The organism is Aquisalinus flavus (assembly GCF_014640095.1).
Classification (GTDB): Bacteria; Pseudomonadota; Alphaproteobacteria; order Caulobacterales; family Parvularculaceae; genus Aquisalinus; species Aquisalinus flavus.
The window spans coordinates 759249-771548 of sequence record NZ_BMGH01000001.1 but is presented as its reverse complement, the minus strand read 5'-3'; the positions used below and the strand labels follow the sequence as shown (position 1 = coordinate 771548).

At 60.0% G+C, this 12300-nt stretch carries 14 protein-coding genes and 2 tRNA genes; 4 read left to right on the top strand and 12 right to left on the bottom strand.

All coding sequences use genetic code 11. The features are described 5' to 3' along the window. Positions 1–3: 3 nt before the first annotated feature. From IEV88_RS03560 to IEV88_RS03520, 9 genes are all read right to left on the bottom strand, one after another. Positions 4–510 carry a UPF0262 family protein gene (locus IEV88_RS03560; protein ID WP_188159900.1) on the bottom strand — a complete coding sequence of 169 codons (507 nt, stop codon included), beginning with the start codon at positions 508–510 and terminating at the stop codon, positions 4–6. Between the two features lie 92 nt (positions 511–602). Further along, a complete protein-coding gene (hisD, locus tag IEV88_RS03555; protein WP_188160531.1) occupies positions 603–1901 on the bottom strand; it encodes a histidinol dehydrogenase in 1299 nt (432 codons plus the stop codon). Between the two features lie 5 nt (positions 1902–1906). After that, positions 1907–2359, bottom strand: coding sequence for a DUF2948 family protein (locus IEV88_RS03550; protein WP_188159899.1), 453 nt, complete (start codon positions 2357–2359; stop codon positions 1907–1909). A 24-nt stretch (positions 2360–2383) separates the two neighbouring features. Then, positions 2384–3649 (bottom strand): UDP-N-acetylglucosamine 1-carboxyvinyltransferase, encoded by a 1266-nt coding sequence (gene murA / locus IEV88_RS03545; protein ID WP_188159898.1) that lies wholly within the window; start codon positions 3647–3649, stop codon positions 2384–2386. Positions 3650–3652: 3 nt separating this feature from the next. Beyond that, positions 3653–3868, bottom strand: a complete 216-nt coding sequence (locus tag IEV88_RS03540; protein WP_188159897.1) for a hypothetical protein — start codon at positions 3866–3868, stop codon at positions 3653–3655. Positions 3869–3906: 38 nt separating this feature from the next. Then, positions 3907–3981 (bottom strand) — tRNA-Thr (locus IEV88_RS03535). A gap of 132 nt (positions 3982–4113) precedes the next feature. Then, positions 4114–4335 (bottom strand): hypothetical protein, encoded by a 222-nt coding sequence (locus tag IEV88_RS03530; RefSeq protein WP_188481193.1) that lies wholly within the window; start codon positions 4333–4335, stop codon positions 4114–4116. A gap of 101 nt (positions 4336–4436) precedes the next feature. Continuing rightward, positions 4437–5330: an ATP phosphoribosyltransferase gene (gene hisG, locus IEV88_RS03525; protein WP_188159895.1), complete on the bottom strand. Its 894-nt coding sequence runs from the start codon at positions 5328–5330 to the stop codon at positions 4437–4439. Then, positions 5323–5637 carry a YerC/YecD family TrpR-related protein gene (locus IEV88_RS03520; RefSeq protein ID WP_188159894.1) on the bottom strand — a complete coding sequence of 105 codons (315 nt, stop codon included), beginning with the start codon at positions 5635–5637 and terminating at the stop codon, positions 5323–5325. The genes hisG and IEV88_RS03520 overlap by 8 nt, the downstream gene beginning before the upstream one ends. Positions 5638–5767: 130 nt before the next feature. Here IEV88_RS03520 and IEV88_RS03515 point away from each other — a divergent pair, with 130 nt between their 5' ends. After that, the gene (locus tag IEV88_RS03515; RefSeq protein WP_206711334.1) at positions 5768–7033 is read left to right on the top strand and encodes a threonine ammonia-lyase; all 1266 of its coding nucleotides are present in this window, start codon (positions 5768–5770) and stop codon (positions 7031–7033) included. A gap of 92 nt (positions 7034–7125) precedes the next feature. After that, positions 7126–9225, top strand: coding sequence for a M13 family metallopeptidase (locus tag IEV88_RS03510; RefSeq protein WP_188159893.1), 2100 nt, complete (start codon positions 7126–7128; stop codon positions 9223–9225). 131 nt (positions 9226–9356) lie between these two features. Here IEV88_RS03510 and IEV88_RS03505 read toward each other — a convergent pair whose 3' ends face one another. Together IEV88_RS03505 and IEV88_RS03500 are read right to left on the bottom strand one after the other, a co-directional pair. Further along, positions 9357–10028 (bottom strand): DUF2497 domain-containing protein, encoded by a 672-nt coding sequence (locus IEV88_RS03505; RefSeq protein ID WP_188159892.1) that lies wholly within the window; start codon positions 10026–10028, stop codon positions 9357–9359. 143 nt (positions 10029–10171) lie between these two features. After that, the gene (locus tag IEV88_RS03500; RefSeq protein ID WP_188159891.1) at positions 10172–10828 is read right to left on the bottom strand and encodes a protein-L-isoaspartate O-methyltransferase family protein; all 657 of its coding nucleotides are present in this window, start codon (positions 10826–10828) and stop codon (positions 10172–10174) included. 199 nt (positions 10829–11027) lie between these two features. Between IEV88_RS03500 and IEV88_RS03495 the strand changes: the two genes are divergently transcribed. Both IEV88_RS03495 and IEV88_RS03490 read left to right on the top strand, forming a co-directional pair. Then, positions 11028–11101: transfer RNA gene (locus tag IEV88_RS03495), tRNA-Cys, on the top strand. Between the two features lie 79 nt (positions 11102–11180). Further along, positions 11181–11732: a nuclear transport factor 2 family protein gene (locus IEV88_RS03490; RefSeq protein ID WP_188159890.1), complete on the top strand. Its 552-nt coding sequence runs from the start codon at positions 11181–11183 to the stop codon at positions 11730–11732. Positions 11733–11738: 6 nt separating this feature from the next. On the opposite strand, the gene thpR is transcribed toward IEV88_RS03490, so the two are convergent. Further along, entirely contained in the window at positions 11739–12269 is a 531-nt protein-coding gene (thpR, locus tag IEV88_RS03485; RefSeq protein ID WP_188159889.1) for an RNA 2',3'-cyclic phosphodiesterase, read from the bottom strand. Positions 12270–12300: the final 31 nt, after the last annotated feature.

The following is a 12300-nucleotide window of genomic DNA, read 5'->3' as shown; positions in this document are numbered from 1 at the left end:
TTCTTATTTTCTCATGTAAAAGCTGCACAGCAGCGTGAACAGCCGTCGTGCCGTGTTGAAATCGACCTTCACCTTGTCTTCAAGGCGGCTGACCAGCAGTTCTGACCCTTCATTATGCATCGCCCGGCGGGCCATATCGATGGTCTCGATCTGCTGTGGCGCGGCGTTGCGGATCGCATCGTAATAGCTGTCGCAGAGTAGGAAATAGTCCTTGATGATCTTCCGTAGCGGCGCCATCGACAGATAGAGCTGGCCGACAGGCGTCTCGTCGGTCTGGCGGATATCGAAGATCAATCGTCCCTCGCTCGCCGACATGTAAAGCGCATACGGGCCGGAGCCCGGTTCCTGATTGTCCGCGACCGGGCGGAAGCTGTTTTCCTGCAGCAGGTCATAGACGGCGATCTTGCGCTCATGCTCGATATCGGCCGTGGCAGGGGCGAGCGAGCGTTCATCCAGCTCGATGCGTTCCAGCCGGTAGGCCGTGCTTGTTTTCTCGCCATCATTGCTCATGCGGAAATCCGGTCTCTCACGCTGGCCATGCTCTCTTGATAAAAGAGGCAGCGCCAGCGGGCAAGCAGCCAATGCTGTAGCGCCAGAGGATCTTACGGTTTCTGCTTCAGGCGCAAGGCGACGGACTGGGCGTGGGAATGCAGGCCCTCCGCGTTGGCAAGCGTCACGGCGGCCGGGCCGATCCGGCGCAGGGCCTCTTCCCCTGCCCCGATGATCGAGGTGCGCTTCATGAAGTCGAGCACGGAAAGACCGGAGGCGTAGCGCGCCGCGCGGGCGGTCGGTAACACGTGATCGGGCCCTGCAAGGTAATCGCCGATCGCTTCGGGCGCATACCGGCCAAGGAAAATCGCGCCGGCATGGCGAATATGCGGCAGGAGCCGGTCCGGATCGGCGACGGCCAGCTCCAGATGCTCCGGCGCAAGACGGTTCGACAGGGTGCAGGCTTGTGTGAAGTCGTCGACAACAATGATGGCGGAATTGTTCTGCCACGCCTCTCCCGCGATATCCTGGCGCGGGCTCGCACCGAGCTGCTTTTCGACGGTGATGGCGACGGCGTCGGCGAATTCCTCATTGTCCGTGATCAGAATACTCTGGCTCGAAACATCATGCTCTGCCTGCGACAGCAGGTCAGCGGCGATCCAGTCCGGATCGTTCTCACAATCGGCGATGACAAGTATCTCCGACGGACCGGCGATGGAATCGATGCCGACCTGACCGAAGACCTGTTTCTTGGCAACGGCGACATAGGCGTTGCCCGGGCCGACGATCTTGTCGACCGGCGCAATGGAAGCGGTGCCATAGGCCAGCGCGGCGATCGCCTGCGCCCCGCCGATGCGGTAGATCTCGTCGATCCCGGCAAGGCGTGCTGCGGCCAGCACCAGCGGATTGATCTTGTCGTCCGGCGTCGGCACGACCATGACGACACGCTCCACCCCGGCAACGCGGGCGGGGATCGCGTTCATCAGGACACTGGATGGATAGCTCGCGGTCCCGCCCGGCACGTAGAGACCAGCCGCATCGACTGCGGTCCAGCGCCAGCCAAGCGTCACGCCCTGGTCGTCTGTGTATCGCACATCTTCCGGCTTCTGGCGGCTGTGGTAGGCAGCAATGCGCGAAGCGGCGAGTTCCAGCGCCTTGATATCTTCTTCGGAACAAGCCTCGACGGCAGCGTCGACCTCTTCCTTGCCAATGGTCAGATTGGCGGTGCTGAGGTCGAACCGGTCAAAACGCCTGGTGTAGATGAACAACGCCTCATCGCCATCCTTGCGTACATCGGAAATAATCTGCGCGACCTGATCGTTCACATCAACCGAGGACTCGCGTTTGATCGTCAGCAATTCGGCGAACCGCGGTTCGAAATCAATATCCCCCTGATTGAGCCTGCGTGCCATCGCCATCAGTCTACCTTGTGATCCGGCTTGTTACGGGTGCGCCACGGTTCTGAAATGTCTTTCAGAGTAGCATTGATGCTCTCGACCTCGAGCAGGATCTGGCCGCCACCTGAAAACTCCAGCGTGATCTCTCCGGCTCCGTCCTCGGCTGCGTTGAAGCGGGCCGCGAGGAAGGACAACACGGCTGACGGTGCATCCTGACGGATATTGCGCGCCCTGACGGCGGTGACATCATCGAAGTGAATTCCCGTGCGCACACGGATGAACGGGCCGTTTTCCTTCGTCGCACCCTCTTCCCAGACGAAGCGGTTCGCGACGAGCGCGAAACGGCGCTCGGCCTTCACATACGCCATGTCGCCGACTTTCAGCACAGAATCCTGAAGCACGGCCGAGACGATCTCGATATCCTCGCCATCAGCGGCCATCAGGCGCAGGGGTTTATAAGTCTTCAATGTCATCAGGTCCTGTTCTCGGGGCGTTATCTAGTCATTATCGGGCACGCGCTCAACCAGAGCGCCGACATTTTGCAGCTTTTCCTCCAGCCGCTCGAAACCGCGGTCGAGGTGATAGAGCCGCGAGACCATGCTTTGCCCCTCCGCGCCAAGGCCAGCCAGAACCAATGACATAGACGCGCGCAGGTCCGTGGCCATGACCGGCGCGCCTTTCAGCTTCGCCTTGCCCTTCACCGTCGCGACCTGGCCGTTGATATGGATGTCGGCGCCCATGCGCCCGAGCTCCGGCACATGCATGAAGCGGTTTTCGAAGATGGTTTCCTTGATGGTCGAGGTGCCTTCGGCCGTCGCCATCAGGGCCATGAACTGCGCCTGCAGGTCCGTCGGGAAGCCCGGGAAGGGCTGGGTGATGACATCGACAGCCTTCAGCCGGTTGCGGTTCATGGTCACGCGAATGCCATTGTCGAGGGCAGTCAGCTCGAGCCCCGCCTCGATAAGGCTTTCCGCCGCCGCCCCGAGCAGGTCGATATTGGTGTCGGTCAGGGTCAGTTCCCCGCCCGTCACGCCGACAGCCATGGCATAGGAACCGGTCTCGATCCGGTCGGGCAATACGGTGTGTTCCGCACCGGACAGGCGGTCGACGCCCTCGATGGTGATGGTGGACGTGCCGGCACCGGCAATCTGCGCGCCCATGGCGATGAGGCAATTGGCCAGATCGGCGATTTCCGGCTCGCGTGCGGCGTTATTGAGGATGGTCGTACCCTTGGCCAGTGTCGCGGCCAGCATGGCGTGCTCGGTTGCCCCGACAGAGACGAAGGGGAACAGGATCTTGGCGCCCTTCAGGCCGCCTCTTGCCCTGGCGAGGACATAGCCCTCATCGAGTTCGATTTCGGCGCCCATGGCCTCGAAGGCTTTCAGGTGCAGATCGACCGGGCGTGCGCCAATAGCGCAGCCGCCGGGGAGCGAGACTTTCGCTTTGCCCTCGCGGGCGAGAATCGGCCCCAGCACGTTGAAGCTCGCCCGCATCTTGCGCACCAGTTCATAGGGCGCAACCGTCGAGGTAATCTCGCCGGCATGCAGGTTCAGGTTCGCGCCTTCGCGCTGGATACCGACGCCATGTTGTTCCAGAAGCGCCGTCAGCTGGCGGATATCGGCGAGGTCCGGCACGTTCTTCAGGCGCAGCGGCTGAGACGTCAGCAGGCTTGCGACCATCACCTTGAGAGCCGAATTCTTGGCTCCGGATATCGGCAGCTTCCCGTAGAGCGGCCGCCCGCCGATGATTGCCAGCTTGTCCATAGTTCAGTCCTCGTTCCTGCGCCCGGCCTGTTTGCGCCGGCGCAGATTTGAGCGCAGGGCTTCGGCCAGTCTGTCTTCCTTGGTCGGCTTTTTTCTGGATGACGATTTGGGCGCTGGTTTGTCGCCTGACTGTTCATTTTCAGGCTGGCTGTTGCCATCATGCCTTGTGGAGTCTGGCGGGCTTTTCTCGTCCGTCGTGTCGGACCGGTTCACGCTCAAGTCTGGCTCCCATGATTACTGATGTCAGATCAGGGAGCTGGTGCCGCGAGAGAGAATTGAACTCTCGACCTCACCCTTACCAAGGGTGCGCTCTACCACTGAGCTACCGCGGCAATCGCTCCGAAAGAGCGCGTTTAGTAGGATTTTGCGATGCCCCGGTCAACCGAAATCTGACGGCAGGCGAGAGGGAAATATACGGCAGGTGTTTTTCCGTTTCTGCGCGGGAAACAGGCGGTTGATTGCGGTCAACCCGAGACCGATGGTGCCTCGTCCTGCACGTCGATCAACGTCGTGCCGCGATCGTCCTCGTCCTCGGAGAAATAATCGCGGCATCCACGCCCGATCAGCGCGCGTATGGCCGCCGTGCGGGAGGTGAAACGGTTCTCCAGACGCCAGAGGTCGATGAGGTCCATCTCTTCCTGGGTCAGCAATAGCAGGGTCTTCTTGATCGTTTGTGATTCACTCATCATTAACATGACAACGTCCTCCGAAACAGTTCGTTCCAATCTATGAGAAAATGAAAGATGCTCCTGGTAAGCGCTTTAAAGCGGGAACCGGAAGCCAGGGTTCACGCCATCATTTTCTCTATATTGAGGACCAGGATCGCACTGGCACCGAGCCGTTTCAGGTTCTCCAGCGTCTCCCAGAAAACGCTTTCGCGGCAAACGGCGTGGATCGCAACCTTCGACTCGTCGCCCGCAAGATTGAGGATCGTCGGCGCATCCGAGCCCGGCAGCATGGCCGTGATTTCCTCGATCGCCGAACGCGGCGCGTTCATCATGATGTATTTCGCCTCGCGCGACTCCTGCACCCCGTGAATGCGCTTGAGGAGGGCATCGAAGACCGCCTGCTTGGCATCGCTCAGCTTGTGCGGCGATTTGATCAGGATCGCTTCGGACCGGTAAATCGTCTCAACCGGCATCAGGCCGTTGGCATCCAGCGTCGCACCGGTCGACACGATATCGCAGATCGCCTCGCCGATATTCATGCGCGGGGCGATCTCCACCGCACCATTCATGACGACCGTGCGGGCGCTGATGCCCTGCTCTTTCAGCCAGGCCTGCGTTATACCCGGATAGGACGTGGCGATGCGCTTGCCCTCCAGCCATTGGGGCCCGTCATAGCTCTCGCCCTTGGGCACGGCGATACACAGACGGCAGCCGGAAAAGCCAAGACGCATTTCGGGCTCTTCCGGCAAGACCGCATCGCCGGTCAGGCGCTGCTCGTCATAGACGTTCTGTCCGATGATGCCGATATCGCTCGCCCCGTCCGCGACAAAGGCAGGAATATCGTCGTCACGCACCAAAAGCACATCGATCGGCATTTCCTCGACGCGGGCATAGAGCTTGTCCTTGCCATGGCTGATCGTCAGCCCGCAGCGCTTCAGAAGCTCGAAGGAGCCATCGGCGAGCCGGCCTTTTTTCTGAATGGTAAGGCGGAGGATGGAATCACTGCTACTCATCGGTTTTTCCTGATGTCTTTTGCATACGGTCCAGAATGATGCGGTAGCCCCGCCACGGTTCGTCCCTGAGGAAGCGCGCGACGCGGGCGACGGTGGTGGTGCTGGCATGGGTCGCCCGCGCAATGTCGCGATAGGACTTTCCCCCGGCATCGAGCATACGGGCGATACGCCAGCGCTCTGATACAGCCAGCAATTCACCGGGTGTGCACAGGTCACGCAGGAAGGCGTTCGCCTCTTCCCTGGTCTGGATTTCGAGGAGAGCCTCGCACAGCTCGGCAATGGCGGTTTGCTTGTCTTCGTCTGTCATGCTGGCGATATAGCCGTGCCAGCATACTAATACAATAGGTCACAAAAATTTCATCATAATTCGACGATGCGCAGGGCTTTTGGGAAGTTTGTCATGGATAATGGGACTGACGCGCGATAAAGGGATAATCATGACCGCCAAAATGACCAGTTCTGCCATGCCCCAGGACAGAGCCCTGCCCGGCCTGTCCGACAGCGATCTCAAATCGATCCTCTACCGGGAACATCCGGCCTGGAAATCGATTGCGATTACCCCCTGCATGAAAGCCGAAAAGCTCAGCACGCTGACCGGCTGCGAGTTGTTCGTCAAATATGAAAACCTTCAATATACCGGCGCCTTCAAGGAGCGCGGCGCGCTCGCCAAGCTGCTGAGCCTTACGGCAGACGAGAAAAAGCGCGGTGTCATCGCCGCCTCGGCCGGCAACCATGCCCAGGGCGTTGCCCGCAATGCGGCCACGCTCGGCATCAACGCGACGATCGTCATGCCGCGCCATACGCCTTACGTGAAAGTGCAGCAAACAGAAGCGCTTGGCGCCAATGTGATTCTCGATGGCGATGATTACGATTCCGCCAATGTGGTCGCCCGGCGCAAATGCAACGAAGACGGGCTGACTTTCGTCCACCCCTTCGACGACCCGCATGTGATAGCGGGCCAGGGCACGATCGGCGTGGAAATGCTCGAGGCCGTGCCCGATCTCGACATTCTTGTCGTGCCGATCGGCGGCGGCGGGCTGCTATCGGGCATTGCCATCGCCGCGCGCCGGATCAAGCCCGATATCAAGGTTATCGGGGTTCAGGCACAGCTGTACCCTTCCATGCTCAACCTCTTGAAAGACCAGGACAATCCTGTTGGCGGCATGACATTGGCCGAAGGCATCGCCGTCCGCGAACCCGGCAAGCTGACGAGACAGCTGATCGCCGCTCTCGTCGACGACATCGTCATGGTCGATGAACGGGCACTGGAAAGCGCTCTCAGCCTCTATCTCAATGTCCAGAAGACACTGGCTGAAGGCGCCGGCGCTGCCGGGCTTGCCGCGATCCTCGCCAATCCTGAAATATTCGCAGGCAGGAAAGTCGGCACGGTTATCTGCGGTGGCAATATCGATACCCGCCTGCTCTCCTCGATCCTGATGCGCGATATCGCCCGTCAGGGCCGCATGGCGCGGCTGCGGATCGAACTGCTTGACGTACCCGGCCAGCTGACCAAGGTCGCCGACATCATCGCGAAGGCCGGCGGCAACGTCATCGACGTTTCCTACCACCGCATCTTCAATGACCTGCCTGCAAAGGCAACCTATCTCGACATTTCGGTCGAGACCAATGACCGCCCGCATCTCGACCGGATCATCGAAAACCTGCGTGCTGCTGGTCTGGCCACAGAGATTGCCACGTATTAATACCGACCCAATTGTGATAAACGCACGAATTAGTAGGTTCTCGGCCCCAATGGACCGGTAATCCCGATTTTTCTATCCGAAGGAGTAACGGCATGAAGAAATTTCTTTTAGGCGGCGTTGCGGCGCTGGCTCTGGTTGCCTGCGGCAACGAGACGACGAGCGACCAGACGGCTGCCCCCGAAAATCAGACCGACTACGAGGCGGAAGGCGTCGAGGCGTATGGCGTCGATCAGGGAGAGGGCCCGGAGCTCGGGACATTCGGCATCGAACTGTCGGACATGAAGACCGAGATCGATCCCGGCGACGACTTCTTCCGCTATGTTAACGGCCAGTGGCTCGACGAATTCGAGATCCCGGCCGAGTTCTCCAACTATGGCTCGTTTACGGTGCTGTTCGAACGCTCCGAAGAGCGGGTGAAGAATATTATCGAATCGGCAGCATCTTCCGATGCGGCGCAGGGCTCGGTCGAGCAGAAGATCGGCGACTATTACGCCAGCTATCTCGACACCGGGACGATCAACGAAAAAGGCTTGTCCGTTCTGGACGACCACATGGCAGCGATCGACGCGCTCGAGAGCCATGACGATGTCGCCCGCGCCTTCGGCGACCCGCAACTGGGCGTCAGCACACCCTTCTCGCCTTTCGTCAATGTCGATTCCAAACAGCCTGACCGCTACATCACCTATCTCACCCAGTCCGGTCTCGGCCTGCCCAACAGGGGTTACTATACGGATGAAGGCTTTGCCGAAGAACGCGAAGCCTACAGGGCCTATCTGGCCGATCTGATGACCATGGCCGGCATGGACAACGCGCAGGAACGCGCCAATGCGGTATACGATCTGGAAAATGAGCTGGCCATGGTCCACTGGGAACCGGCCAAGCGCCGCGAGCGCGACCTGACCTACAACCTCGTCTCCGCCGAAGAACTCCAGACCTATGCACCCGACTTCCCCTGGCCGCTGATGCTGAACGAGGCCGGCCTTGGCGGCGAGACCCAATTCGTCCTGCGCGAGAACGACGCTATCCAGGCATCAGCCGGGATCTTTGCCGAAACGCCGGTCGAAGTGTGGAAGGACTATATGAGGCTCCACCTGATCTCCACCAATGCGGACGTGCTGCCGAGCGAATTCGACGATGCGAATTTCGCCTTCTTCGGGACCAAGTTGCGCGGCGTAACCGAACAGCGCGAGCGCTGGAAACGCGGCGTTGCCGCAGTCAACGGAACGCTCGGCGAGGCCGTCGGTCAGGTCTATGTCGAAGATCACTTCCCGCCCGAATCCAAAGCCAAGATGGAAGAGCTGGTCGACAATCTGAAGGCCGCCTTCCGTATGCGTCTGGAAAATCTCGACTGGATGACGGAGGAGACCAAGCAGGAAGCCTTCGACAAGCTCGATGCCTTCAACACCAAGATCGGCTATCCGGATGAATGGACGGATTACTCCGACCTGGAAGTGATCGAGGGTGATGCATTCGGCAACCAGCGGCGCGCAGGAGTCTGGGCATGGAACGACATGATTTCCAAGCTCGGCAAGCCGATCGATCGCTCCGAATGGTTCATGAATCCGCAGACCGTCAATGCCTATTACAATCCGCCGATGAACGAGATCGTCTTTCCGGCGGCTATCCTGCAGGCACCGTTTTTTGATCCGGAAGCTGACGATGCCGTCAATTACGGCGGTATCGGTGCCGTGATCGGCCACGAAATCGGGCACGGCTTCGACGACCAGGGACGCAAGTCCGATGGTACAGGCCTGCTGCGCGACTGGTGGACCGAAGCAGATGCGGAAGCCTTCGAGGAAAAAACCGCGGCGCTTGGTGCCCAGTACGAAACTTACTCGCCGATCGAGGGCTTCTTCGTCGATCCGAACCTGACCATGGGCGAGAATATCGGTGACCTTGGCGGCCTGACCATGGCCTATGACGCCTACAAGCTGTCGCTCAATGGCGAGGAAGCACCGGTGCTCGATGGCTATACCGGCGACCAGCGCTTCTTCATGGCCTGGGCCCAGGTGTGGAAGCGCAAATATCGCGAGGAAGAGCTGAAGAACCGCCTGACGACTGACCCGCACTCTCCGTCCGAGTACAGAACGAATGGCGTCGTGCGTAACATGGATGCGTGGTATGACGCGTTCGAGGTTGCCGAGGACGACGAGTTGTATCTCGCGCCTGACGCCCGGGTGCGCATCTGGTAAGCCATCGTTTCATATGAACGACGACAGGGCCGCTTCCCATGGGAGGCGGCCCTTTTTTCATTTTGCAAGGGTTCATAAAAAAACGGCTGCCCGGAGGCAGCCGTAGACGCTTGCTGTAAAGTCGGTTGAGCCTAATGGCGGCGGGCGAGCCGGCGCACTTCTTCCTCGACCTTTTCCTCGACGATGCGTGGCAGGTTGTCGTCGAGCCATTGCTGCAGCATCGGCTCCAGCATCTTCTCGATGATGTCCTCAAGGGTCGCCGAATTGCTGTTGGCGACGCGGACATTCTGTTCCAGATGCTTGAAGGCACTCGCAGCGGCACCGGCGGAAGCTTTGCTCAACATGGTCTGTTCAACTCTTTCTGTAAGGGAGCCGATTGAGTCGGCAGGTGATTGCGCTACTGCATCCTCGACGTCCTGTTCTTCGACAGTCACGTCCGCAGTCGCAGCGTCGGCGGTGAGGTCATGGTCAAAGACATCGAAATCAAGGTCATCATCGCTGCCATAGTCAGGCTCGTCGTCAGCTTCGGCACTTTCAGCCGCGGCTGCCTCGATCCCGTCATCCTCGGCGATATCGAAATCAGAATCGTCATCTTCCTCAAAGCCGGGCGCAGCAGCGACCGCTTCATCCTCGATGTCGTCTTCTGCTTCTTCGGGCTCCGATACCTGAACGGGCTCGGGCGCCTTGCGGCTTACCGGCTCGCGGCTGACCGGTTCCGGAGCCTTGCGAACGCTTCTGGCTTTCGGCGCGGGTTCGTCCTCCTCGGCAATGATACGCCGTATCGATGCGAGGATATCATCCATGCTCGGTTCTGCTTGAGGGTTCGCCATACACTCGGTTCCTGCGTTAATCTATGGTTAACTATTCCGGTGCTTCGCGACGCCTATCAACCCTAATTTTTCAACATCTTGTCAATGTCAGCGGACAGGACACAAACTGTGTGGTGTCAGAAGGTGAAGGCAGGCGCCGGCTTGAAGCCCGGCAGGATGCCCGGCGGCTGCGCCTCGAAAACGAAGCGATCGCCGATCGCCTCGGCGGACTTGGTATAGACGGTCGCACGGCCGATGCCGCCATTGACCCAGATGGCGACGAGCCGGCCACCGGTCTTCAACTGGTCCAGCAGCTTGACCGGCCGCTCGGCGATACCGCCATTGGCAATGGTGATGACATCATACGGGCCCTGATTGGTCATGCCGTCGGTCAGCGGGCCATCTACCGTCACGGCATTGTCGATGCCGAGCGCGGCGATTCGTTTTTCCGCGTCGCCGGCGATAGCCTCGTCTTCTTCGAGCGCAACCACCATGCCGGCAAGGCGGGCAATGACGGCGGAGGAATAACCGTAGCCACAGCCGACATCGAGAACGAGATCACCCTTGCGGATGCCCGCGGCGTGGATCAGCTTGGAGAAGTCGCGCGCCTGGAGCAGCCAGCGGCCCGGAAACAGTTCGATGCCGAGTTCAGCATAGGCCAGTGACTTGCGGTTGGACGGCACGAATTTCTCGCGCGGCAGCGATTCCATCGCCAGCTGCAGGTCAATATCGGTGACGTCGTTCGGACGGACCTGACTGTCCACCATATGCTTCCGAGCGGCTGCAAAATCCATGTCGTTTCTCTGTCGTCTCTCTTGGGCCTTGACGGCCTGCGACCGGCCCTGGCTCTGTTGGATCAACGTGTAGCTCTTAGCCCTGTCTGGCGGCTGAGGCAACGCCTTCCTCCCGAGACAATTTTGCGCCGCGCCATCTATTCCCGCTTTACTGATACGATCCCCGGGGCTATGACACGCATTCACCATTTCACGGGACGGCCACGTGGCGGAGTGGTGACGCAGCGGCCTGCAAAGCCGTGTACGCCGGTTCGATTCCGGCCGTGGCCTCCACTTTCACTCCTCGCAATTGATGATATTCTGGCTTTCCGGGTTCGGGCTGTCCGGGTTCGAGACAGGGGGATTATCACGCATGCAGCCAGATCATCTCAGACCCTTCCGATCTATCGCCGCGGCGATCGCTGTCAGCGTTGCGATTGTGCCCTTGGCTCACGGTCAACAGACCGGCGAGGATCGAGGGTGCCCCGATGCTGGCACAAATATCGACAGTCTTATTGCGCGGACCTATGCGGTCATTTCCGGACCGGCAGGCGAAAAGCGCGACTGGACCTGTTTCCGCTCTCTGTTTACCGATGGGGCGCAGATGACCGCCCTGCATCAGCCGGACCAGCCACCGCGTGTCCTGACCCCGGAAGACTATGTCGAGCGAAGCGGCCCATGGCTGGAACAGAACGGCTTCTTCGAGACAGAAATTGACCGCACCGTCCACGCTTATGGCGGCATCGCACAGGTCTTCTCGACTTACGAGGCCCTGAGGTCCGCCGATGACAGCGACCCGTTCATGCGCGGGATCAACTCCTTCCAGCTCGTCCGTGATGAGGAGGGATGGAAAATCGCCTCCCTCGTCTGGCAGCAGGAACATGACGCGCTGCCGGTGCCGGAGATCTATCTCTACGGGGAGTAGTCCCGCTCAACCGAGCGGATAGTCGACAACCGGATGATACGGCCCGCCGCCGCCGGTTCGGGCACTGTAGAGGCTGAAGCTGTCCACGCGGAAGGATGATGGCACTGGCGGCATGCGCGATGACAGCCATGCGGCGAGGTCGCCTGGCCTTGTCTTGCCCAGCCTGGCGATGGTGATGTGTGGCGTGAACTTGCGCGCTTCCGCCTCAAACCCGGCGGTGCGGCACGCGATCTCGACTTTCTGCTGCAAGGACACCAAGGCAGGGTCCTGAAAAACGCCGAGATACGCGATTCGCGGCTTGTCGCCGCCAAAGCTGCCATACACGTCCATGCCCGCGGTAAATGCTTCCGCTTCGACCATTTCGAGGGAACCGGCGAGCCTGTCGGCATCGGCGTTATTGACGTCGCCGATGAAGCGCAGCGTGACATGATAATCGGACGGATCGACCCATCTGGCCCGTTCCAGCCCTCCCCGTGTCAGGGCGAGGCTGTCACGAAGCGTCTGCGGCAGGCCGAAGGCAACGAATAATCTGGGCATGACCTTGCATCCCATCGTGCAGTGACGCTGT

Coding starts and splice junctions, on each gene's coding strand:
- murA (WP_188159898.1), bottom strand. CDS start 3,649: ATGGACAAGCTGGCAATCATCGGCGGGCGGCCGCTCTACGGGAAGCTG.
- IEV88_RS03510 (WP_188159893.1), top strand. CDS start 7,126: ATGAAGAAATTTCTTTTAGGCGGCGTTGCGGCGCTGGCTCTGGTTGCC.
- IEV88_RS03560 (WP_188159900.1), bottom strand. CDS start 510: ATGAGCAATGATGGCGAGAAAACAAGCACGGCCTACCGGCTGGAACGC.
- hisG (WP_188159895.1), bottom strand. CDS start 5,330: ATGAGTAGCAGTGATTCCATCCTCCGCCTTACCATTCAGAAAAAAGGC.
- IEV88_RS03505 (WP_188159892.1), bottom strand. CDS start 10,028: ATGGATGATATCCTCGCATCGATACGGCGTATCATTGCCGAGGAGGAC.
- IEV88_RS03530 (WP_188481193.1), bottom strand. CDS start 4,335: ATGAGTGAATCACAAACGATCAAGAAGACCCTGCTATTGCTGACCCAG.
- IEV88_RS03515 (WP_206711334.1), top strand. CDS start 5,768: ATGACCGCCAAAATGACCAGTTCTGCCATGCCCCAGGACAGAGCCCTG.
- IEV88_RS03520 (WP_188159894.1), bottom strand. CDS start 5,637: ATGACAGACGAAGACAAGCAAACCGCCATTGCCGAGCTGTGCGAGGCT.
- hisD (WP_188160531.1), bottom strand. CDS start 1,901: ATGGCACGCAGGCTCAATCAGGGGGATATTGATTTCGAACCGCGGTTC.
- IEV88_RS03490 (WP_188159890.1), top strand. CDS start 11,181: ATGCAGCCAGATCATCTCAGACCCTTCCGATCTATCGCCGCGGCGATC.
- thpR (WP_188159889.1), bottom strand. CDS start 12,269: ATGCCCAGATTATTCGTTGCCTTCGGCCTGCCGCAGACGCTTCGTGAC.
- IEV88_RS03500 (WP_188159891.1), bottom strand. CDS start 10,828: ATGGATTTTGCAGCCGCTCGGAAGCATATGGTGGACAGTCAGGTCCGT.
- IEV88_RS03550 (WP_188159899.1), bottom strand. CDS start 2,359: ATGACATTGAAGACTTATAAACCCCTGCGCCTGATGGCCGCTGATGGC.